Source organism: Bacillus sp. 1021, from assembly GCF_014534735.1.
Taxonomy (GTDB): Bacteria; Bacillota; Bacilli; order Bacillales; family Bacillaceae; genus Bacillus; species Bacillus siamensis.
Map to the genome: position 1 here is coordinate 1 of NZ_JACVSR010000003.1, position 23,519 is coordinate 23,519.

The window sequence follows — 23,519 nt, forward strand, 5'->3', positions numbered from 1 at the left end:
AGTAAAGCGCTGGGCGGTAAAGGTCGATGTATTCGTATGGAGCAGCGGGTGAAGTCTGGCTGCTTTCTCACTTTCCGCTGAGCCTGTTTTGCCAAGTGACACATCAGCTTTTGTGACCCAATACCGGTCTTTGGCAAAAGGGTAGGCCGGGAGACTGATGCGGCCCGGGTTACGCCGATAAAGAGCTGACCAATCGACGTCAAGTCCTTTAACCCAAAGGTCAAGCAGCTTTCCGTATTTCCCTTTTTTCAGCCAGGCATTTATGGTAAGCGCCATATCTTCATCAGAAGTGAGCGAAGCCGCCAATGAATGATGTTTGGCAGTTCTGCCCCGCCAGATATGAGCATGTTCGATATTATGATCGTTTGAGAAACTCATAAGCTTCATTTTCAGTTCTTCTATCGACTCGGCCGTAAATGCAAGCCGCTCAGCCATCGGTTCTCTTCCTGCCTGAAGCGTATAAGCGATCTTGGCCAAATCTCCGTCAGAACGTTTTTTTCTTATGACATCATCCAGAAGCTGGCGGGCGCGCTCTGTCAATTGCTGCTCATTTCGCGCTGATAAAATAATAACAGCCGGTTTTTGCGGAGAAACAGACGCGTTTTCCATTGGTTTCAGGCTGTCAGACGGCACATATTCCTGAATGATGACATGTGCGTTTGAACCTCCTGCTCCAAACGAGGAAATGCCGGCAATTCTCGGGTATTCCTTCATTTCACCCGTGATATTCAAGACAGGGCGTTTCCATTCCGTTTCTTTTTGCTGTACGAAAAACGGAGTGTGCTCAAACTCAATATTCGGATTCAATTCCGCCGCATGCAATGAAGGGGCAATCTTCTTATGTTTCAATTGCAAAAGCAGTTTGGTGATCCCCGCAATCCCGGCAGCGCTTTCTAAATGTCCGATATTTGATTTAATTGAACCGATGGAACAAAACTGCCTGTCTTCTGTTGTCAGGCGAAAAGCTTTTGTTAACCCGTCGATTTCAATCGGATCACCGAGCGCAGTGCCCGTTCCGTGGGCTTCCAAGTAACTGACCGTTCTCGGGTGAATGTCTGTCCGTTTCAACGTCTCTGCGATCAGATCAAACTGCGCTTTCGGATTCGGCACCATATAAGCGTTTGTCCTGCCTGCTGCGTTCAGCATGCTTCCTTTGATAACGCCGTAAATATGATCGCCGTCTTTCTCCGCTTGAGCAAGCGGCTTTAACACAATCGCCCCTACTCCTTCACCGTCAACAAAACCGTCCGCACTGTCTCCGAAAGATTTGCATTTATCACCGGGAGACAGCATTGAAAAAGCGGACAGCCGCTCATAGTGGGCCGGATCAACGATAAGATTGACTCCGCCGGCAATCGCTGTTTCACTCATTCCGCTCCGCAGGCTTTCTGCGGCGAGATGGACAGCTGTTAAAGAAGAAGAGCATGCTGTATCCACAGCCATACTCGGCCCTTGAAAATTGAACAAAAACGATACTCTGTTTGCGATAGACCAGTCGCTGGGAACTGTCGGGTAATTGCTGTTCATCACACCGACAAAGACTCCGATTTTCCGGCTGTCACAAAGCGTGGCCGGGGTGTACCCCGCATCTTCAATGCTTGAATAAGCAGTCTGCAGAAACAACCTTTCCTGCGGGTCCATCCTTTCAGCTTCCGCGGGAGATATACGGAAAAACAGCGGATCAAATTTATCAATGTCATCGATGAAACCGCCCCATTTTGAATAAATGGACCCCCATTTTCCGCGTTCCTCGTTATAAAACGTTTTCCAGTCCCAGCGATCTTTCGGCACTTCAGTAATAGAATGCCTGCCGGTTTTTACATTTTCCCACAGCTCATCAACGTGATCGGCGCCCGGATACCGGCCTGACAGACCGATGACAGCGATATCCTGGATATAGGGATCTCCGTTTGTCCTGCTGCCTTCCTCGTTTTGAGGAATCTTGTTTTGTTTTACATTCAGGTTATCTGTGTGATCAGACAGCTGCTCCTCACGCACACCCATCGCTTTCATAAATGCTCCCCGCTGAGAAAGAAGCAGGTAATCCGCGATTTCTTCTATCGTCTGATATTCAAAAAAGAGGGTGCTGGTCATTTGGTCAAACACGTTACGAAAAGCATTTGTGAGCCTGACGACCAGAATAGAATCCAAACCGTATGCGGTTAAGGAAACCGACGCATCCATTCTCCCGCTCGGAACCTTCAGCGTTTTTCCTATTAATTCCGTCAGATATGTGATGCCCCGTTCTCTTACGTTTGGAATCGGCCCGGCGCTTTCTGCGGGAGCCTGCACCCGTCCGGCGTTTTCGGGATGAGCCCGTCCATTCCCGAATTGCCGCTCGAGCGCTTCTTTACGGGAAGACAGAAAGTAATCAGCAAGCTCATCAATGGTTTGATATTCAAAAAACAAAGTGCTGCTGACAGAACCGAAGACGTCTTTTAACGCGTTGGTCAGTCTGACGACCAGTATGGAATCCAATCCGTATGCGGTTAACGGTTCATGGGATAAAAGACGATGCGCCGGCACTTTAAGCGCTTCACCGATTAACTTCTTCATCAGTTCAACGCTTTTTTCTCTCAAGCTGAAATGCAAGGTATTATCCGAAAGACCATCTGCGTCATACGGACGGCGCTCCGGTTTTTCTTCTGATGCCTGCGGGAGGGCAAGCCTGACTATTCCGTCACTTTCAGCCGCTATAATCTGCTGGCCTAAGTCGTGTGCGGCTTCAGCCGGAAACAGAGGATGGACGAATCCTTCAAGCGAAAGCGCTTCCGCCCAGCCGGCCGGCTCAACCCCCGGACAGCCCGGAATCCGTAAATCATGATCCTCATACAGCCACCAGCCTTCAAGAAGGCCGAACGTCACATGGTTGAATATGGTACGGCTGTTGATCTCATTTATAAACAGCTGGCCGTTTTTTTGCAGCATTGCTTTCGCATGGCGCAGCGCAGAGCGGATATTTTTTGTCGCATGAAGCACATTGGTCGCGATCACTGCGTCATACGTGCCGATGTCCGGCGCTTCTGTTGATACCGGCTGCTCAGCGTTGAATATTTTATAAGTGACATAAGGATATTCCGGACCGAATATGTCTTCTGCATGTAAAAGAAATGCTTTAGAAATATCCGTGAAACAATATTCGGCAATATGCGCTTCATACGGTTTCAATTTTCTCATGACCGCGGCGCTCGTCCCGCCCGTTCCGGCCCCGATTTCTAAAATGCGGATTTTCGCCTGCGGGTCTTTTTCCAGACGTTCCCGCAAAACTGCAATCAATGTGTCAGCAAGCTTGTCATTGAAAAAATCAGAAATGATATTATTGCGGTAAATGCCTTCCACAAGACGGAAGGAGGAGTCAGGGAACATCACTTCGGTTGCTGGAAGCTTACCGGTTAAAATGTCTGGAAGCACACGCAATGTCTCTTCTGCCAATCTGACATGGGCCCTCATGTCTTTCTGGCGCAGCCAAGTCTCTTTTTTCCGCTCCCATTCCTCCCACATTTGCCCTAGATCCGTTTTTTCCGGAGCAAGCGCTAATTCAGTCAGGAAGACAAAGCTCTCTTTCAGCCATCTGCTGTATTGTTCCGTTATGCCGGCAGCTGATTGAAATAACGGCAAAGTCTCATCAAGCCTTGCGCCCATCTCATAAAGGGTTGATACAAGCATTTTTTCGATGAGGGACTCCATCTCTCTCATGCAGCTCATTACACTTGATGCTTTTAACCTCTCAGCTTCGTCATTCTGCGTGATGTTACCCGCTAATTGTCCGAGTGCGGGAGGAATCTTTTCCGGATAAACCGTTACTTGTTCTTTCAGATCGTCTTTCATAAAAACCGGATCTGTCATTTTGATCAGCGCCAACTGGTCATGAGGTCCGGAAAGCAGGGTTTCCAGCGTTTTCATCGCTTCGGGCGCCTCAATAGAAGCGATGCCGTCCCGCTCCATCCGTTTCCGGTATTGTTCTGAAGCCACGACGCCGACACTTCCCCAAAAACCCCAATTGACAACTTTTACGGCATACGGCGCTTTTTGTGAGATCCGCTTAGCAAAAGCGTCTTTAAACGTGCACCCGGCGGCATAATTGCTCTGTCCCGGCGCTTTTTGAAACGACATCATCGAAGAGAAAAACAACAAGAAATCCAGCGGTTCCCCTTCAGCTACCCGGGCAATCTGCAAGCTGACATCAGTTTTTGCAGAAAGTGAAGCGCGGAACTGATCCTCTTCCATATTGGCAAAGCTTCTGTCTGATAACACGATGGCGGAATGAACGATTCCGAGGACCTGTCCATTTTCCTTCACAATGGTGTCATACGCCCGCTTGAGAGAATCATAATCCGCAGCATCTGCGCTGAAATATTGCGGTGCGGGACCTAAAGCCGCAAGTCTTTTCAGCTTTCTTTCAATCTGTGTATCTTTTTTCCGTCTCCCGATCCAGACAATTTTCGCCTGATAGGTCTGAATCATATACTCAGTCCACACTTCTCCTATTCCGCCTGCTCCGCCGATAATCACATAAACCCCGCCGTGCCGGTATAACGAAGGCTCTTCTGCATGAGGCTGGCAGACTGCCAATTGCTGGCGGTGCCACTGACCTGCACGAAAGACCCACGGATTTCCCTCGGGGTCCGCCGGTAAAGAAAAGACATCGGGAAGATGCCGGTCTCCCCTTTGAGATTCCAAATCAAGAGGCCGGATGCTCCAATTGGTGTATTCTTTTGCGAGCGATCCCGCTAATCCGTGTATGCTTGCATGACTCGGATTGACCTCATCATGTTCATGAATCGGCTGTGCTTGAAACGTGCAGATTGTCAATGATAGTGGTTCCGTGTCAAAATTCAGAAGCAGAAGCGCTTTTACCAGCCGGAAAAGCTGCATGACCCCGTGCTCCTGTCCGCCGGCCGTATCCGCATCATAAACGGATGGAATGGGATGATCCGGTGCCGCCCATATCATGTGTTGAAAAGAGCCTTGCGCTTTCAGTGTTTCAGCCATTTGTTCCGCGCTGTCCAAAGAAGTGATGTCCGGAAAACTGACATCGGAATACATCTCTTTCAAAGCCTGCTGAAAATCCGGCCCGGGCCCGATGACGATTATTTTTTCTTCACGCATGAAAGACATGCCGGTTTCCGGAATGGTGACGGTGTTCCAAACCGGTGTCATAAGCAATTCCGTTTCACGGCTTTTCTTCGGCGTGACGCCGGCTTTTTGGTTAAACCCGGCGCTTTCCTGCACCTCTTTTATGATAAAATCTTTCACTGCCGCCAGCAGCACGCCGCGCTCATCACAAATATGCAGATCAAATTGGTGAACGGAGGCCGCTTTTACTTCCGCATGCACAAATACGGTTTTCGCTAACGGTTTAAGCAGCTGTATTTCTCCGAAGGAAAACGGTACGATAAGCGCAGGCTCTTTTTGAAATTGCAGCACATGCGCCATTGCAGTTTGAACAGTGCCATCCATTAAGGACGGATGCAGGATGTACTGTTTAAAATCGGCTTCCAAGTGTGACGGGAGCGTTAATTTGGCCAGTGCTTTCCTTTCTGTATAAGAAAATTCGCGGATGACCTGAAAACTGTACTTTTGCACGATTCCCGCCTCAGAGAACGAGTGATAGATGTCTTTCGGCTCCGTTCTCTGCGTAAATGGCGCCGGGAGCTGAAAGACCGGGGCCTCAAAAGGCGCTCCTTTTTCTTTACAAATCACTTCTCCTTGCGAAAAGAGGGTGCCGTCCGCTCCTTTTTCTTTAATGACATAGCTTATACGCTCTTTTTCTGCTTCAAACTCTATCATGACGGATGTTGGGTCTGTCCCTGTCACAATCGGCTCCATGTACCACACACTTTGAAGAGAGACGACCGGGCGTTCTCCCCACAATCCCGCGCCGTATGCCGCCATTTCCAGATGACAGACTCCGGGAAGCACATATTTTTCGTTCACTAAATGATCTTTAAAGAAATATTCATCCTTGGAAAATATCTTTTGAAACGTCCCTTTCCGGGCGGATGAAACATTCTCATCAAGCAGAGGATGCAGCGCTTCACTCCTTTTGGTATTTTGGGGCTTTTTTGTATACCGCTTTTTTTGATCGGTCAGCCAGGACGTTTCCTTTAAAAACGGATACGTAGGAAGCGGAACTTTCTGATACGGCGTTTCCGGCTTTTTGCAATCTTGAAAGCCTTTCACCCACAGCGCGGCAAATTTCTCAGGATCTGAAACGGATTGGCCTGAAACGTCCGGCCGCCCGGGTGACGCTTTTCCGAAGTAAATATGCCTTCCGTCTCTGTGACCGCTTACAAACCCGTTTAATCGCTGTTTCAGCTCAGAAAGGGATGATGCAATGACAGCAAGCCGGAAGGAGAAAGGCTCTCTGCCTGACAATAGGGTGGCAGCGATATTTTCCAGGCTGTATCCGCCGGCAGAAGGCGGGTTTTCCAATCGGGTAAGAAAAGAGCTTAATTTCCCGGCATATTCTTTCAGCTGCTGTTCGGAATGTGCGCTTAGTACGACCGCATGCAGTTTTTGCTCAGTATTCCCGTCCGCTTGCCGTTTTGGCTGATAAGCACCTACGATCAGATGAGCATTAGAGCCTCCTGCGCCGAATGAACTGATTGCGGCGATTCTCGGTTTATCTCCTTCAGCCGGCCACGGCCGGTTGTTTCGGACGACATAAAATGGCGAATCAGAAAAAGAAATCTTGCGGTTCAGTTCCTCGGAGTGCAGACTGGCGGGAAGCGTTTCATGTTTCATGCTTAAAAGCACCTTGATTAAACCGGCGATCCCTGCAGCCGCTTCCAAATGTCCGATATTGGATTTCACTGAGCCGATTCCGCAGTCATTTTTCTCATCGGTCTGTTTATCAAATGCCATAGACAGACCGCGTATCTCAATCGGATCGCCGAGTGCTGTGCCGGTTCCGTGAGCTTCAATGTAGCTGATATCCGCCGGACTTACCGCGGCTCTGTTTATAGCGGATAAAATCAGGTCCCGGTGCGCTTCCGGATTCGGCACCGTATACCCGGTCGTTTTGCCGCCGTGATTAGTGGCGGACCCCTTAATGACACCGTAGATGTGGTCGTTGTCCGCAATCGCTTTTTTCAATGGTTTTAATAAAACGGCTCCCGCGCCTTCGCCGGGCACGTAACCGTCTCCGCCTTCACCGAAACTGCGGCATTTTCCTTCAGAAGACAGGAAATGCGATTGGCTTAAAAACATGTATTTTTGCGGATGTAAGCTGAGGTTGACGCCTCCGGCAAGCGCCATTTCACAGTCGCCCGACATAATGGCCTGACAAGCCTGATGGACGGCGACAAGCGATGAAGAACACGCCGTATCAACAGCGATGCTCGGTCCATGGAGATCAAGGAAATAAGAAACCCGGTTCGGAATGCCCCAATATAAGGAGCCGGGGCCTTTATACTGATCTTTGAGGAAACCTTCTTCGTGTGCAATTAATGAATATTCATTCCAGGTCACTCCGGCGAATACACCGATTTGATCCGTCGGCCTCGCCGCCGGATTCCCGTAACCGGCATCCTCCATCGCTTCCCAGCAGCACGTGACATACAATTTTTGCTGAGGGTCCATTAAATCAGCTTCCCACGGGGAAACAGAAAAAAACAGCGGGTCAAATTGATCCGGATGATCAATAAAACCTCCCCATTTACTGTATGACGCGTATTCTGCCGTTTTCTCTTCCGAGTAATAAGAGCTGTCCCATCTGTCCTCAGGGATTTCGGAGACACAATCTTTATTTTCCATTAAATTGTTCCAAAAATCATGCTGGTTTTCCGCTTTCGGAAACATCCCGCTCATTCCGATAACCGCAATATCAGAACTCCTGTCCGTTTCCGGTTCAGGCACCTTTTCAGCCGCCTGTACTGGAAGCAATTCTTCTTCCTGCCGGCTTCCCGTATCAGGCTCCGTTTCTTGGAATTCAAGAACGCTTTCGGGATTTCGTTTCTGCGCACTTAAAAACTCACTCAATTTCTCAATGTTCGGATATTCAAACAGCAGCGTTTCAGAAAGGCCGGTAAATTCTTTATGCAATATGGTCATGATTTCTTCACTGATGAGAGACGTCACGCCAAGAGTAAAAAAAGCGGTTTTATCTTCTGCTTCGGTCATCTCGGCACCCAGCTTTTGCGCTATTACCGTTCTTAAAAATTCGTTAATACATTTCATGAGGATACCATCCCTTGTACAAAAGAATTTTTCTGTGCTTTAACAAGTTAATCCGCCGTCTATTGCCATTGTCTGTCCGGTCATAAAGGACGATTCAGGAGAAAGCAGGAAACGAACGAGTCCGGTCATATCGTCTGTTTCGCCTAAACGCCCCATCGGCGTCCTTCTGATAATTTGCGATTTTTGTTTTTCCGGCATATTTTTCGTCATATCGGTGTCCACAAAACCGGGCGCAAGTGAATTGACACGGATTCCTTTGGACCCGAGCTCTCTGGCCAGGCTTCGCGTCAAGCCGTCAAGAGCCGCTTTGGATGCGCTGTAGACAGAAGTGCCTTTAAATCCTCTTGAGCCGATAATGGAGCTTATGTTAACGATTGATCCGGAATTTTGTTTCAGCATGACCCGGGAAACGTTTCGGGTCAGCTTGATGACTGAACCGATATTCAGATTGAGGATGCGGTCAATGTCTTCATCATTGGTCAGGGGCAGCAGCTGATCAAGGTTCAAACCGGCGTTATTGACCAAGCCGTCTATTCTGGAAAACTTGCGGTATACTTGAAGAACAAACTGTTTCATGGCGGCATCATCCGCCGCATCCGCCGCTTCCCAATAAAAGCGGCCGCGGTACTTTTCACTCTCTCTCAATGTGTTAATAAAATCAGATTCACTGCGGCTGAAAGCGGCTACTTTGTAATCCTCATCCAAAAGCGCCTGTACAATCGCTTTTCCGAGCCCCCGGCTTCCTCCGCTGACGACCGCTACTTTTCCGTTATTCATATGTACCTCCTGTTTTACACGTTTCTTATTTTTTTAAATCGGTCATTAGACAGTTTCCGATCTGTAACAGAAATGATCTGCGGTATCTGATATGGCTGCAGCTTCTGTCTGCAATGAGCTACGGCCCGCTTTCTGAAAGATTTGATATCTTCCTCTTTTTCAAGCACGGCCTCTGCCGCGACAATCTCGCCCGTAATCGGATTTTTTCGGCCCGTTATGAGCACATCCCGGACATTCGGTATCTCCAGAAAAACGCTTTCCACCTCTGCCGGAAAAACTTTCTCTCCGCCCACATTAATAATTTCACTCTTTCTTCCGAGAATTCTTATATATTCGCCGTCTGTTTCCACCTGGTCACCGGTGTCGTACCATCCGTCTTCATCGAAAGGTGACGGTGCATTTAAATAGCCGAGCATCGCCGACTCAGAACGGACCCAAAGCGTGCCTCCGGTAATTTTGGTCTCTGTTCCGGCACCGCCTACTTTCATCCAAGTGGATTGGCTGTCTTTTGATTTCGTTGAGAATATACCCAGTTCAGTTAATCCGTATGTTTGTTTCAGCCGTACACCCGGAAACAGCCGGTGAATGCCGCGCAGCGTTGATAGGGGCATCGGTTCTGTGCCGTAAGTGATCAGCTGGAGTGAAGAGAGGTTATAGCCGGCATCCGCCTTGGACATCAGCAGCATGTTTAAAAAGGTCGGGGTGGCGGGGAGTACTTGGACAGCATGTTTGTCGACCGCCCGATAAACGGACTCCGGCGTTCTGCTGTCTGATGTGACGATTGTTCCCCCGTTAAACAGAATCGCAAACAGCGTATTAATGCCGCCTATATGATCCAATTTCAGAAAAATGAGTGTACGCAGCGGTTTTCTTTTCGCCGTTTTGTATTTTTCAAGCAGCCGGCCGGCGCTTAACACGGATGCTTTGCTTTTGCCGGAGGTTCCCGATGTGAAAATAATAATACCTGACTCTCCTCTCTCTCGCAGGTCATCAAGCAGAGGGTGAGAGGCGCTTTTAGAACCTTCACGAAGCGTCCAGCTGTCATTTTCATTTATTTCAATGATTTGATTCACTTTCGCGTCTTCAAACATATCGAGATGCTTTTCCCTTGATTCATTGCTGAGAGGGACAACGATATTTCGGTTTAACAGAAGCGCCAGCAGCAAAAAAATGGCGTTCGGGGAATAATCCCCGATAAGCGCCACACATTCTCCTTCACGTATTCCGTTTTGTTCAAGTTCTTTCTGAAAAAAGCTGATTCGTGTCAGCAAATCATCATACGTAAAAGTCTGCCCTTTAAAAATGAGAAACTCACTGTCTTGCGTTTCCCTAAGCTTATCAGTCACCCAGCTGATATCTCCCCCGCTTTCTGTTATCATGATTGAGCACTGTCCATATATTTTTGATAAATATCACAAATGCTGCCGACGGTTGTAATGCTGGAAATTGTTTCTCCTTGGGAAAAAGGATCTACTCCGGTTTCCATCTCCATCTGTGCGACTAATTGAGCGATATCCAGTGATGAGAAGCCCAGATCCTCTATGACTCTCACATCATCTCCCGCTTCGACGGCCCGATATGACTGCTGTTCTTGAATGTCCTGGATGATTTGAGCGATGATCTGCTTCATTTCCTTGGTTTGTTCCATTTGCTTTCAGCTCCATTCTTCATTTTATAAACTTCTGATGACCCGTTTATAATCCGGAATATGATCTTGTGAAGAGGTCGGCACCGCCAGCAGCTTATCCACCTTGGAAATGGCCAGCAATGTATGATTTCTTTTCATATAGACTTCAATCTGATAGCTGATTTTCGCCACTGAGATCATACCGAGGGAATCACCGTGAAAGTCGGGATCGCATTCTTCAATGTGTCCCGTCATATAAATATCAAGCTCTTCATCTGCAAAACAATTTCCGTAATAATACGTCTCTCTCTCAAGCAAAAATAAATGCCGCGCGATTGAAACCGGAAAACCCGGCTTCGACCGGCGCGTCATCCATTCAAATTCCGCCGCATCCATTATCTTGCTGAATTTCGCAAACACCATGGCATGCCCCGGCGCAGCATCCTGATCAACAGGAACCCGATATGAAACGGGGTCTGCTGTTTTGAGGTTGCCCGGCTTCATACCGAAAGCATCCGTTCTGATTTTCTTTGACCGCATCAGCGCGTAAGGCGGCTTGGCTAGCTTAGAAAGTTCCGCAATGCATTCAGCCTTAGGCGCTGAGACTTTGCGGGTCGAACCTTCAGTTTGTGTGACGTCGACGACAATTAAACTATTGGCTTTCATAGAAGGAAACAGCCCGCGGTCCCAATCGCTTTTATCAGAGCTGACCGCTCCTTTCGGCCCAAACAAATAATCAGATTCTAATATGGTTTCTCCAAACCGGGAGATATCGACTCCGACGGAAACCTCGTCCCATAATCGGTACTGATCAAGAGGCTTATCTGAAGGAACTTTGAGATGTGTCATAAAATAAGCCGGATACAAAATCAGCCCTTGGTGATCGGCCATCTGATCAGGCCGGAATCCCGTTCCGTCCGTTAAATGGTGACTGTGTGCGTTGCCGAATAACAGCAGCAGCGCGTACTCATTCAAATTCCCTAACCCGACATGGCTCATCGTTAATTCATGATTTTCAATCAGCATGGTAGTCCTCCGCAGAAAAAATGTAATGTCCGGTCATACTCAGCCTGTAATCGATACCAGCCTTTGCGCAAGAAGACCGGCTGTTTCTTCCATGAGCTGTTTGCCGATCAGATCGACATGCCTGTTTCTCCAATTTTCAAGCGGGGTTCCTTTCACCCATTGATTAAATGCGCCGAGTGCAGGGCCGCAATGAATTTGGTAATCTATTTTACTTTCGCTTTTTCCTTCCAGAGCGAGCCTCGTCGTATGGGAAAAATACCATTTAAATACCATCGCCATTTTGTGTTTCGGATTCTGTTCAGCTTTGGCAATCTGTTCAGGAGATTTATCATGTTTCAACTGCTCATACACTTCTTCAAAACTGCGCTGGAAATACTTATCTTCAATTAATGTTTTCGTTTTTTCATCTATTTCATCTAAAGAATTGTATTGTCTGTACAAGTCAAAGAGTTTATTGGCTCTGGCCGGGAAAAACAGGCCTTTTTTCAACACCTGCACCCTTGCTCCCGCTTCAAACATATCTCCCGCGGGAGCATATGACGTATCCTGCACGTTCGCTTCCTGAAGCAGATCTTTCACTGAATCGCTTGTTCCGGCTTCGACCGTGCATTGATTAATAGAACCGGTTCCGATAAATTCGGCGCCGAGCAGAAACGCGGCAGCAGCCGCTTCCGGAGTGCCGATGCCGCCGGCTGCGCCGATTCTTACTTTTTTCACATAACCGTGCTTCTCCATCATGCGGTCTCTGAGTCTGATCATGGCAGGCATTAATGTATACGGAATCCCTTGGTCGGTATGCCCTCCTGAATCCGCTTCAACGCAAATGTCATCAGCCATCGGAATTTCTTTTGCAAGCGCCGCTTCCCCGGCTGTCAGCCGATTGTCAGACACAAGTCTTTCCAGCATATGAGCCGGAGCCGGATTCAGAAAGGCCTCAGCGACTTCAGGCCGGGATATTTTCGCGATGATTCTGTTTTGAACTGACACCGATCTGTCATGATTCCTGCTTAATCCCTTTGCCCTGTATATAACGAGAGCGGGGGTTATGCCCATAAATGCCGATGCTTCAATAAGATGAATGCCGTTTTTCAAATATAAATCTATCATTCTGACTTCCTTGTCAGGTGACATCATATGATGAAGAAGATTCATTCCGAATGTTTCCCCTTGCCGCAGTGCAGACCGGATGGTTCCGATGGCCTGTCCGATCCGTTCGATACTCAATCCGCCTGTTCCGTAAAAGCCCAGCATTCCCGCTTTTGCCGCTTTAATGACCATCTGTTCCGAAGCAATTCCCCTGTACATGGAGCCCGTCATGTAAGCATATTGGATGTTATAATCTTTTTTAAAATCTTCGTTCCCTAATCTCATTCCCGCCGTTTTTTGTGAATCAGCTGCCGCACTTGTAACATCAGCAGTATCAGACTCTTCTGTCGGCATAGGTAATGGGACGGCATCTTTTTTAATCTGCCGCGTCAGTTTTGTCAGCACTTCCCCGGGCCCGACTTCTGTAATTTCATTATTTTCAAGTCCCATCAGACGGCGTATCGTGTCCGTCCACTTTACCTGATTGGTCATTTGCAAAGTCAGATTTGTTTTGATTTCATCATTCTTATAAGGTGCGGCATGAAGATTTGAGATCACCGGAAAACGAAGAGGCAAAAACGCCGTTTCTTCTAAATAATCCGCAAACTCTTTTTCAGCATCTTTCATATAGCGGGAATGGAAAGCGCCGCTCACATTTAAAGGAAGGTACATTCTCACGCCGGCTTTTTCAAAGACGGGGCGCGCTTTTTCAATGTCTTGTTTCGTTCCGGCGATCACAATTTGCAAAGGTGAATTATGGTTAGCGATATCAATGCCGGTCAGATGATAATCGGATAAAACATCTTTTACTTGTTCAGCCGTAAACCCCAAAACCGCCGCCATGCCTCCGGGAGCTGCCTTGCTCATGAGCTCCCCTCTTTTTTTTACAAGCTGCAAACCGGTCTCAAAATCAAAGCAGCCGGCCGCAAATAACGCATTATATTCTCCTAAACTGTGCCCTGCGGCGTAATCAGGCTCTCTGCCGGACTCTTTCATTTTCTTTAAATAACTGAGTGCACTCACCGTATATAACGCCGGCTGGGTAAATTGCGTTTTCCCCAGCTGGTGATTCGGATCCTCCAGGCACAATTCTTCTATAGAGTAGCCTAATATGTCATCAGCCTGACGTGTCAGATCTTGAAATTCATCAAACAGTCCGCCTCCCATTCCTTTAAATTGAGAACCCTGCCCCGGGAAAACAAACGTAAGCATCTCATCCTCATCCTTTCCGCATCGTCAATTTTGCACACCACATGTGGTTCTCAATACAAAAACGTCTCTTATCTCATATATTGACTGGTGTAAACACCGGCATAAAAATAAAAACACAAACGCGTTTGCGATTCAGCACAGGTTTAAAAATCGCAAACGCATTGTGTTTTCCTTTTCTAACATAATTTACATAAAAACATATTGCTTGTTTACTGAATGTTTCTCATGACAAGCTGCAGTGCCAATATGCCCGAAAACAGCCGTGACGGCACACTTCTCCCTTATCATGTATATGTAGATATATACACTACAATCATTTTTATAATCCCTATTTCCTCTTCAACGTGCCGAAACAGCGATTGAAATTTAATAGGTGCTTTACTTTAATTTAATAAATTTAACAAATAGTTGCTATTTAAAGAGAATAATATCAATTTATAGATAATAATGTCAAGGGGTTTTTTCTTTATTTTCTGACATTTATTTCACAGTTTTATGTTCGGTGGATAAAATGTCAGATAATTCTCTGAACCCTTTTCATGTCAAAGAAAATTCATCGCTTCTCTGTCAATTGGGTCTATACTTATTTTTCATTTTCATATATTATGTAAAAAAAAGACGAAATAGAAAATTTTTTAATCATTTTAAATATTATCCATTAAATACTTTCTTTGTATAATAATTTCTTATTATTCTAAGGAGGATCCAGTCATGAAATGGTACGCACTTTTTGTAGAGTCGGGAAAAGAAGAAGCAGTGCAAAAATTTCTGCGTCTGCAGTTTGATGAGCAGGCTCTCTACTCAATCATACCCAAGAAAAAAGTCACAGAACGAAAAGCCGGAATCAAATACGAGGCACTCAAAAAAATGTTTCCGGGATATGTGCTGTTTAAAACAAAGATGACAGAGCGGACATTTCATAAAATCAAAGAACTCCCCATTTCATGCAGAATCGTGAATAACGGCGCATATTATTCCAAAGAGCGTAAAACCTATTTCACGACAATTAAGGATGAAGAAATCCTCCCTATTATCAGGCTGATCGGAGAAGGAGACACTGTAGATTATTCAAAAGTCTATATTGAAAATTCAAAAGTAACCGTTGCCTCAGGGCCTCTTAAAGGAATGGAAGGCATTATTAAAAAGATCGATAAAAGAAAAAGACGCGCCAAAATCTGCCTGTCTTTTATGGGACTGGACAAAATGGTCAACGTCGGAATTGAAGTGCTCTCCAAACCCTAGCATTTCAAAAAAAGCATCAACAGCATGTGCCGTTGATGCCCTTTTTATATAAACAGACGAAAGCCCGACATCAAAATAACCCCGCTCACCACTGTCACGGTCAGACTTTTTGTTTTCAAGGCAGTATTTTCATTCTGACAATCTGGTTCAAAGGACGCCACGCAGTTATCGGTGCGTTTCTCATCTATATTTGCTAAATGATCGGCTGTAAATGCCTGTTATGAAGATACGGCCCCGATGTGTATAAGAAAAATGCCCGTTCAGAACAATAAGAACGATGTGTTCAGCTGTGAGCAGTTTATATGACTGGATGATCATGAGTTGTTATAATCAATGTCTAAAAACATTCCGGGAGGCGAAATAAATGGCCAGAAAATTATTTACACCATGGACCGTTAAAGATGTAACGATCAAAAACCGTATTGTTATGGCACCGATGTGCATGTATTCCTCACATGAGAAGGACGGAAAACTGCAGCCTTTTCATATGGCGCACTACATATCGCGTGCAATCGGTCAGGTCGGTCTCATTATCGTGGAAGCGACAGCCGTTAATCCGCAGGGACGTATTACCGATCAGGATTTGGGCATTTGGAGCGACGATCATATCGAAGGCTTTGCCAAACTGACAGAACAGGTGAAAGCGCAAGGGTCTAAAATCGGCATTCAGCTCGCGCACGCGGGACGTAAAGCAGAGCTTGACGGAGAAATTTACGCTCCTTCAGCCATTCCGTTCGATGAGCAGTCCAAAACACCGGCTGAAATGACGATAGAACAAATTAAAGAAACCATTCAGGAATTCAAGCAGGCCGCGGCGCGTGCGAAAAAAGCCGGCTTTGACATTATCGAGCTTCATGCGGCACACGGCTACTTAATGCACGAATTTTTGTCACCGCTGTCCAATCACCGTACAGATGAATACGGCGGCTCACATGAAAACCGCTACCGCTTCTTAGGCGAGACCATTGAAGCCGTCAAGGAAGTCTGGGACGGACCGCTATTTGTCCGTGTTTCCGCATCTGATTATACTGATAAGGGTCTGGACATTGCCGATCATATCGGCTTTGCGAAGTGGATGAAGGAGCAGGGAGTCGACTTGATTGATTGCAGCTCAGGCGCACTCGTTCAAGCTGATATTAACGTCTTCCCCGGCTATCAAGTGAGCTTTGCGGAGAAAATCCGTGAGCAGGCCGAAATCGCAACAGGCGCCGTCGGTTTGATAACGACAGGAACAATGGCCGAAGAAATTCTGCAAAACAACCGCGCTGACCTTATTTTTGTCGCGAGAGAACTTCTGCGCGATCCGCATTTTGCAAGAAGTGCAGCGAAGCAGCTGAATACAGAAATACCGTCGCCGGTTCAATACGACAGAGCATGGTGACAGAAGAGACAGCCGGAATTTTTATCATCGGCTGTCTCTTTTTTTATTTTTTGAGAAACGATCGCCGAAGCATCTCCGTCTTCCTTATAGAACCAATTAGAGGGGATGACTCCAATGAAAGCAGCATGGATGGAAAGGACATACCTGATTGACGGCTGTCCGTTTTATACAAAACACCGTAAAGGTGCCGGCGAAGTGACGATCGTCTTTGAAGCCGGCTGCGGCACTTCTTCTGAAACATGGACACCATTACTCACTGACATAGATGAAGAATTTGGGGTTTTCACATATGACAGAGCCGGAATCGGCAAAAGCGGCCAAAGCAGAAACAAGCGAACGGCAGATCACATGGTACAGGAATTAAACGCCCTTCTGCTGAAGGCGGGCGTCAAGCCTCCTTACCTTGTCGTCTCGCATTCATACGGCACGATTATCAGCAGACTTTGGGCGAGCCGAAACCGACGGGATATTCTCGGAATGGTGCTCCTTGACCCGGTTTCTGAAGATCAGGAGACGAAAGTGCTTCCGCTTCTTCCCGAGGAAATGAAAGCGGCCTACCTGAAGCAGTTCAGATTAGAAGGATCACACGCTGAATTTTTGACAAGCCTTCGGCAGATCAAGCACCAGCAGATTCATTTTAACGATATGCCGCTGTTGATTTTATCATCGGGAGAGCGGGATGAGCGCTTAAAGCACGCTCATGAAGAATGGATGAAACTGCACAGAAGCATGCTTGATGTCTCTTATCAAAGCGGATGGATTCAGGCCAAAAACAGTTCTCACGCCATTCATCACGATGAACCGCATATCGTCCACCTTGCCATTTATGATGTTTGGTGTGCGGCGCGCCAGCAAATGAATGCTCCGGCCTATCAGGCGGTAAACTCATAAAACAAAAGCCATTGTGCCGGAGCACAATGGCTTTTTTATCGTGATCTACTTCGTCTCACGATGTAAAGTATACTTTTTCAACCGGGGTGAATACTTTTTCATTTCCAATCGATCCGGATTCGTCCGTTTGTTCTTCGTCGTGATATAGTTTCTGTCCCCTGTCTCTGTGCAGACCAATGTTACATTCACACGCATCATTTTCACCTCTCGATCAAATCGTAATAATTACGTTTTATTATATATCCTCAAATCAAAATGTCAAGCGTCCATTTTTTAAGAGCGTTCCACTGTGACTTCCATGAAGTCAAATGCGATCCTGCTGTTTTCAAATACCGCTTTCGCCTCATGTTCCAGACGCTCTATCGGCGATTCGCCTTGATACCTTGCGCTGATGTGAGTTAAGATCAGCTGTTTGGCGCCTGCTTTTTTTGCCGTTTGTGCAGCCTGTTCTGTCGTCGCATGATAGTAATTATGCGCAAGCTTTGCATCTTCTTTGGCAAACGTCGCTTCATGAACAAGTACATCGGCATTGCGCGCAAGCTCTGTTACCCGCTCTGATGCCCGGGTATCCCCTGAAAAAGCGACGATCCTCCCCTTTTTCGGCGGCTCCAAAAAATCCTGTCCATCAATTATTCTTCCATCATCAAGCGTGACTGTTTCGCCTTTTTTGATCTTCTGATAGACGGGGCCGGGCGGAATATTCATTTCCTTCAGTCTGCCGGCCTGCAATGCACCGGGAATATCTTTTTCCTGTACACGGTAGCCGAACGCTTCTACACCGTGAATGACGGATGCTGCGGTAACGATGAATTGCTCATCTTCAAAAACCGTTCCCTCTTCAATTTCATGTACGGTAAGAGGATATGTCAAATGAGTCGCCGTCACATTCAGGCTTGTTTCGATAAATGCTTTTATGCCTTTGGGCCCGTAAATCGTCAGCTCTTCTTCACCGCCCTGAAATGACCGGCTTCCCAACAGACCCGGAAGACCGTAAACATGGTCACCGTGAAGATGGGTGATAAAAATCTTTTCAATTTTCCTCGGTTTGAGTGTTGTATGTAATATCTGATGCTGAGTGGCTTCTCCGCAATCAAACAGCCATACGGAACGCCTTTCTTCAAGAAGCTTCAGCGCGACGGACGTTACGTTTCTCGCCTTTGCCGGCATGCCGGCCCCCGTCCCTAAAAATAATAATTCCACAATGCTTCCTCCTAGATCTTTGTACTACTAAGGATACAGGATCAGGCTGAAAAAGTGAATTCACCCGGGGCTTCTCCGGCCTGATTAATTTTTTTCCGCAAACCTCAAAAAACAGGCTGAAACATTTGCTTTCAATGAATTTTAGATTTAAAATGAAGGAAATATGCGGGGTTTTAAACCATGCTTCAGATAAAGTGAGGTACTCTAAGTGAAAACAAACGACAAACCAAAAGCAGTAATTGTAATATTTGGTGCCACAGGGGATTTGGCAAAACGAAAACTTTACCCATCCATTCACCGTTTATATAAAAATGGTCAGATTGGTGAAGAGTTTGCAGTTGTAGGTGTTGGAAGAAGACCTTGGTCAAACGAGGACCTCCGTGAAACCGTTAAAACGTCTGTTTCTTCGGCTGGGCAAAAAGACATAGATGATTTCACATCTCATTTTTATTACCATCCGTTTGATGTAACGAATCCGGGTTCCTATCAGGAGCTGAATGTCCTGCTTGATCAGCTTGAACATACATATGAAATCCCGAATAACCGAATGTTTTACTTGGCAATGGCCCCTGAGTTTTTCGGCACAATCGCAAAATCGCTTAAAAATGAAGGTGTCACAGCGACCAAAGGCTGGTCCCGTCTCGTAATTGAAAAGCCGTTCGGCCATGACCTGCCGAGTGCAAAAGAGCTTAACAAAGAAATACGGGAAGCTTTCACAGAAGATCAAATTTATCGGATCGACCATTACTTGGGCAAGCAAATGGTTCAAAACATCGAAGTCATCCGTTTTGCGAATGCGCTGTTTGAACCGCTTTGGAATAACCGCTACATCTCAAACATCCAGATTACGTCAAGTGAAGATCTCGGCGTTGAGGATCGCGCGAGATATTATGAAAAATCAGGCGCACTCCGCGATATGGTTCAAAACCACATTTTACAAATGGTCGCTCTGTTAGCGATGGAACCGCCGATTAAACTGAACACGGAAGAAATCCGCAGCGAAAAAGTGAAGGTGCTGAGAGCTCTCCGCCCTGTCGCTCCAAACGAAGTGAGCGATTACTTCGTCCGCGGACAATACCAAGCGGGAACGATCAACGGAAACTCTGTACCGAGCTATACAGATGAGCAAAACGTAGCACCGGATTCCAATACAGAAACATTCGTATCCGGAAAGCTGTTAATCGACAACTTCCGCTGGGCCGGCGTTCCGTTTTATATCCGAACAGGGAAACGGATGAAAGAAAAATCAACGAAAATCGTCGTTCAATTTAAAGACATTCCGATGAACCTATATTACGGCAATGAAACGAATGTAAATCCGAACTTGCTTGTCATCCACATCCAGCCGGATGAAGGCATCACTTTATATCTGAATGCTAAAAAATTAGGCGGAGCCGCACATGCTCAGCCGATTAAGCTGGACTACTGCAGCAACTGCAGTGACGAAATGAACACACCGGAAGCTTATGAAAAATTGATTCACGACTGTCTGCTCGGCGATGCAACGAACTTTGCCCATTGGGACGAAGTGGCGCTTTCTTGGAATTTCGTCGACGCGATTTCCGAAACATGGGCAGCCGACAAAACCCTTTCCCCGAATTATGTAGCCGGATCAATGGGACCTAAGGCTTCAGACGACCTCTTAGAAAAAGACGGCCTTCACTGGTGGAATATATAAGAAGGAATTAAAAAACCGCGGCGCTGTTTATAAGGCCGCGGTTTTTACATATCAGAAAAGCCCCCGCAGTTATTGCGGGGGCTTCTTCATTACTTCATCCATTCAGTATGGAAAATGCCTTCTTTATCCGTGCGTTCGTACGTATGCGCGCCGAAGTAGTCACGCTGCGCTTGAATCAAGTTTGCAGGAAGCACTGCCGTACGGTAGCTGTCGTAATATGCAAGTGCGCTTGAGAACGAAGGTACCGGCACGCCTTGGGCTACGGCAAGTGAAATCACTTGGCGAAGGGCGCCTTGGTAGCTTTCTGCAATGTTTTTGAAATAGCTGTCTAACAGCAGGTTGTCAAGCTCTGGTTCACGGTCATACGCATCTTTGATCTTTTGCAGGAACGCCGCGCGGATGATACAGCCGCCGCGGAAGATCATCGCGATTTCACCGTATTTCAGATCCCAGTTATATTCTTCAGACGCAGCTTTCATTTGGGCGAAACCTTGTGCGTAAGAACAGATTTTACTCATGAAGAGCGCTTTTCTGACCGCTTCAATCAGCTCTTCTTTGTTTTCAGTGACCGGCTTAACGTCAGGTCCGGACAACAGGCTGCTTGCTTTCACACGCTCTTCTTTCATTGCGGAAATGAAACGCGCAAAAACAGATTCAGTGATAATCGGAAGCGGCACGCCTAAGTCAAGAGCGCTTTGGCTTGTCCATTTACCCGTTCCTTTTTGGCCTGCTTTATCAAGGATGACATCAACAAGCGGTTTGCCCGTTTCTTCATCTTTTTTAGTGAAAATGTCAGCAGTGATTTCGATCAGATAGCTGTCAAGCTCACCTTTGTTCCACTCAGCGAATACTTCGTGAAGCTCTTCGGCAGACAGTCCGAGCACCTGTTTCAAAATGAAGTATGACTCAGAGATCAGCTGCATGTCACCGTATTCGATACCGTTGTGCACCATTTTTACATAGTGCCCCGCTCCGTCCGGGCCGATGTATGTCGTACAAGCTTCTCCGTCCACTTTAGCAGAAATGGCTTCCAAGATCGGCTTCACGAGTTCGTGCGCTTCCTTTTGGCCGCCCGGCATAATAGAAGGCCCCTTAAGCGCTCCCTCTTCACCGCCTGATACACCCGTCCCGATAAAGTGAATGCCGCTTTCGGCAAGCTCTTTGTTCCGGCGCTGTGTATCTTTATAGTATGTATTTCCGCCGTCAATCAAAATATCGTCTTTTTCCAGATGAGGAAGAAGAGATTGAATCGTCGCATCCGTTGCAGTTCCCGCTTTAACCATTAATAAAATTTTGCGGGGTGTTTCAAGAGACTGGACAAACTCCTCAATGCTGTATGTACCGACAACATTTTTGCCTTTTGCCTCTTCTAAAAACTCTTCCGTTTTGCTGCTTGATCTGTTGTATACAGACACAGAAAATCCCCGGCTTTCAATGTTAAGAGCCAGATTTTTACCCATTACCGCAAGACCGATAACTCCGATTTGTTGTTTTGACATATTCTAACGTCCCTTCTTCAAACGTTTAACCATTTTAAAATTTAAATTAAAATAAAATGATATTTATACTAAAGAAATTATCATACATAACCCCTTTTTTCAAGTTATTCACCTTTTCTTTTCATCCTGAAAAAAGTCTCTGTTAAAGCTCGTTCCCCTTGTTTTGCTTTCTTCTTTTTTCATGACGGCGCCTTTTCGGATCATGTGCCGGCCGTATTTTTCATTCAGCTCGTTCATCATCTGAACAATCGGCTCGTCTTTTGCATCCTCCTTGAATGAAAACAGGTCAAGCTGTTTATACGCCTGCTGTTTTTCGACCAGTTCCGTTCCGGTGATGCCGAGAAGTCTCACCGGGTTTTGGTTCCAGTGCTTGTCAAACAGTTCCATCGCCGCATTCATGATGTCTTTTTTCTGATCAGCCGGATTGCTGAGGGTCATGCTTCTTGTGACCGTTTTCCAATCCGCATAGCGGATCATGATGAACAGCCGGCAGGCCATGACCTCCTTACGCTGGAGCCGTTCGCTTACAGACAGCGCGAGGCGGTCAAACACGCCGGTTAATTCATCCCAGTCAGCCGAATCATGCGAAAGGGTGGATGAGTTGCCGACGCTTTTAAATTCATAAATCCGTTCGGGATCGACTTCTGCGCGGTGGATGCCGTTCGCCTTATCCTTCAGCCTCGGCCCGTTTATGCCGAGCAGCATTTTCAGCGCCCGTTCATCTCCTTTTGCCAAATCACCGATCGTTTTGATGCCGAGCGTTTTTATTTTTTCCGCAGTTTTCGTTCCTATACCGTGCATCTCTTCGATCGGGAGAGGCCACAATATGTCCGGCAGCTCTCTTTTTCTTAAAATGGTGATGCCGAGCGGTTTTTTCATATCAGACGCCATCTTGGCGAGAAACTTATTCGGAGCAATGCCGATGCTTGACGGAAGCAAAAGCTCTTTTTGCAGCCTTGCCTGAATGTCTGCGGCTGTCTCATACGCCCTGTGTCCGTGTGGTGTGTCCGTAATATCCATGTATCCTTCATCAATAGAAACAGGCTCGACCAAATCCGTATACTCCCTCAGAATGCTGAACATTTCTTTTGACGAACTCCGATAGCGGTCAAAATTCGGAGGAACGACGATGAGTTCCGGACAGAGGCGTTTCGCCTGCCACACCGGCATGGTGGTCTTTACGCCCCGCGCTCTCGCTTCATAGCTGCAGGTGACGATGATTCCCCTCCGTTCCTTCACGTTTCCGGCAACGGCGAGAGGTTTTCCCTTTAAAGTCGGATCATACGCCATTTCTACAGAGGCATAAAAACTGTTCATATCGATATGAAATATAATTCTCCCTTTTCCGGCCACTCCCGGCGCCTCCTTTCCTTTCATAGACAACCTTATATATATGTAGTAAAATAAGAGCTGAATGGATGTGATAAAATGATTCTTGAGTCAATGAATGACTTTTTATTTTTAGTCGATTTTTTCACAATTATTCTTCCCGCTCTGACCGCGATCGGCATCGCTTTTCTATTGCGTGAGCGCCGCGCAGGCGAGCATTGGAGAACGAAACGAATAGATGAACATCAAGCAGTCGTTCAGCTGAACCGAACAGACTTTCTTATTATTATATATCATCGCATTACAACTTGGATACGTAAAGTCATCCGCATGAATTCACCGGCGAATGATGATGAAGATGTCAGCTTCCTCCTTTTATAACGGCAAGTG

General features: G+C 46.7%; 15 protein-coding genes. 5 read left to right on the plus strand and 10 right to left on the minus strand.

The features are described 5' to 3' along the window. The 6 genes from ICW23_RS11615 to fabD all read right to left on the minus strand — a co-directional run. Nucleotides 1-8,181: SDR family NAD(P)-dependent oxidoreductase (locus ICW23_RS11615; protein WP_188154538.1), on the minus strand; the 8,181-nt coding region annotated here is incomplete at its 3' end. Between the two features lie 39 nt (nt 8,182-8,220). Beyond that, complete coding sequence (locus ICW23_RS11620) at nt 8,221-8,958, minus strand: SDR family oxidoreductase (protein ID WP_045927169.1); 738 nt, start codon at nt 8,956-8,958, stop codon at nt 8,221-8,223. Nucleotides 8,959-8,972: 14 nt separating this feature from the next. Next, nucleotides 8,973-10,337: a long-chain fatty acid--CoA ligase gene (locus tag ICW23_RS11625; protein ID WP_188154539.1), complete on the minus strand. Its 1,365-nt coding sequence runs from the start codon at nt 10,335-10,337 to the stop codon at nt 8,973-8,975. Beyond that, entirely contained in the window at nt 10,334-10,606 is a 273-nt protein-coding gene (locus ICW23_RS11630) for an acyl carrier protein (protein ID WP_003153264.1), read from the minus strand. The genes ICW23_RS11625 and ICW23_RS11630 overlap by 4 nt, the downstream gene beginning before the upstream one ends. A gap of 24 nt (nt 10,607-10,630) precedes the next feature. After that, nucleotides 10,631-11,611 carry an LnmK family bifunctional acyltransferase/decarboxylase gene (locus tag ICW23_RS11635; RefSeq protein WP_188154540.1) on the minus strand — a complete coding sequence of 327 codons (981 nt, stop codon included), beginning with the start codon at nt 11,609-11,611 and terminating at the stop codon, nt 10,631-10,633. A 39-nt stretch (nt 11,612-11,650) separates the two neighbouring features. Next, nucleotides 11,651-13,909 (minus strand): ACP S-malonyltransferase, encoded by a 2,259-nt coding sequence (fabD, locus tag ICW23_RS11640; protein ID WP_188154541.1) that lies wholly within the window; start codon nt 13,907-13,909, stop codon nt 11,651-11,653. A gap of 711 nt (nt 13,910-14,620) precedes the next feature. Here fabD and loaP point away from each other — a divergent pair. The 3 genes from loaP to ICW23_RS11655 all read left to right on the plus strand — a co-directional run bounded on the left by loaP (nt 14,621) and on the right by ICW23_RS11655 (nt 17,423). Then, the gene (gene loaP, locus ICW23_RS11645) at nt 14,621-15,151 is read left to right on the plus strand and encodes an antiterminator LoaP (protein ID WP_003153257.1); all 531 of its coding nucleotides are present in this window, start codon (nt 14,621-14,623) and stop codon (nt 15,149-15,151) included. Nucleotides 15,152-15,515: 364 nt separating this feature from the next. Continuing rightward, nucleotides 15,516-16,532: an NADPH dehydrogenase NamA gene (namA, locus tag ICW23_RS11650; RefSeq protein ID WP_016939203.1), complete on the plus strand. Its 1,017-nt coding sequence runs from the start codon at nt 15,516-15,518 to the stop codon at nt 16,530-16,532. A gap of 114 nt (nt 16,533-16,646) precedes the next feature. Then, the gene (locus ICW23_RS11655) at nt 16,647-17,423 is read left to right on the plus strand and encodes an alpha/beta fold hydrolase (protein WP_016939204.1); all 777 of its coding nucleotides are present in this window, start codon (nt 16,647-16,649) and stop codon (nt 17,421-17,423) included. Between the two features lie 45 nt (nt 17,424-17,468). Here the strand turns inward: ICW23_RS11655 and rpmG are convergent, their stop codons facing one another. Both rpmG and rnz read right to left on the minus strand, forming a co-directional pair. After that, on the minus strand, nt 17,469-17,618 hold the full coding sequence (gene rpmG, locus ICW23_RS11660) for a 50S ribosomal protein L33 (protein ID WP_188154542.1): 150 nt from the start codon (nt 17,616-17,618) through the stop codon (nt 17,469-17,471). Nucleotides 17,619-17,696: 78 nt separating this feature from the next. Continuing rightward, entirely contained in the window at nt 17,697-18,623 is a 927-nt protein-coding gene (gene rnz, locus ICW23_RS11665) for a ribonuclease Z (protein WP_016939205.1), read from the minus strand. A gap of 208 nt (nt 18,624-18,831) precedes the next feature. Between rnz and zwf the strand changes: the two genes are divergently transcribed. After that, a complete protein-coding gene (gene zwf / locus ICW23_RS11670; RefSeq protein WP_049626977.1) occupies nt 18,832-20,301 on the plus strand; it encodes a glucose-6-phosphate dehydrogenase in 1,470 nt (489 codons plus the stop codon). Between the two features lie 89 nt (nt 20,302-20,390). Here zwf and gndA read toward each other — a convergent pair whose 3' ends face one another. Beyond that, nucleotides 20,391-21,800: an NADP-dependent phosphogluconate dehydrogenase gene (gene gndA / locus ICW23_RS11675; RefSeq protein WP_007408395.1), complete on the minus strand. Its 1,410-nt coding sequence runs from the start codon at nt 21,798-21,800 to the stop codon at nt 20,391-20,393. A gap of 108 nt (nt 21,801-21,908) precedes the next feature. Further along, complete coding sequence (locus ICW23_RS11680) at nt 21,909-23,153, minus strand: DNA polymerase IV (RefSeq protein ID WP_045927162.1); 1,245 nt, start codon at nt 23,151-23,153, stop codon at nt 21,909-21,911. 75 nt (nt 23,154-23,228) lie between these two features. On the opposite strand from ICW23_RS11680, the gene ICW23_RS11685 reads away from it, so the two are divergent. Then, on the plus strand, nt 23,229-23,510 hold the full coding sequence (locus tag ICW23_RS11685; protein WP_003153239.1) for a hypothetical protein: 282 nt from the start codon (nt 23,229-23,231) through the stop codon (nt 23,508-23,510). Nucleotides 23,511-23,519 lie beyond the last annotated feature (9 nt).

Bases quoted from the DNA above. Each gene is read 5' to 3' on its own strand.
- ICW23_RS11620 (WP_045927169.1), bottom strand. From the start codon at position 8,958: ATGAATAACGGAAAAGTAGCGGTCGTCAGCGGAGGAAGCCGGGGGCTC.
- ICW23_RS11625 (WP_188154539.1), bottom strand. From the start codon at position 10,337: ATGATAACAGAAAGCGGGGGAGATATCAGCTGGGTGACTGATAAGCTT.
- ICW23_RS11630 (WP_003153264.1), bottom strand. From the start codon at position 10,606: ATGGAACAAACCAAGGAAATGAAGCAGATCATCGCTCAAATCATCCAG.
- ICW23_RS11635 (WP_188154540.1), bottom strand. From the start codon at position 11,611: ATGCTGATTGAAAATCATGAATTAACGATGAGCCATGTCGGGTTAGGG.
- fabD (WP_188154541.1), bottom strand. From the start codon at position 13,909: ATGCTTACGTTTGTTTTCCCGGGGCAGGGTTCTCAATTTAAAGGAATG.
- loaP (WP_003153257.1), top strand. From the start codon at position 14,621: ATGAAATGGTACGCACTTTTTGTAGAGTCGGGAAAAGAAGAAGCAGTG.
- namA (WP_016939203.1), top strand. From the start codon at position 15,516: ATGGCCAGAAAATTATTTACACCATGGACCGTTAAAGATGTAACGATC.
- ICW23_RS11655 (WP_016939204.1), top strand. From the start codon at position 16,647: ATGAAAGCAGCATGGATGGAAAGGACATACCTGATTGACGGCTGTCCG.
- rpmG (WP_188154542.1), bottom strand. From the start codon at position 17,618: ATGCGTGTGAATGTAACATTGGTCTGCACAGAGACAGGGGACAGAAAC.
- gndA (WP_007408395.1), bottom strand. From the start codon at position 21,800: ATGTCAAAACAACAAATCGGAGTTATCGGTCTTGCGGTAATGGGTAAA.
- ICW23_RS11685 (WP_003153239.1), top strand. From the start codon at position 23,229: ATGATTCTTGAGTCAATGAATGACTTTTTATTTTTAGTCGATTTTTTC.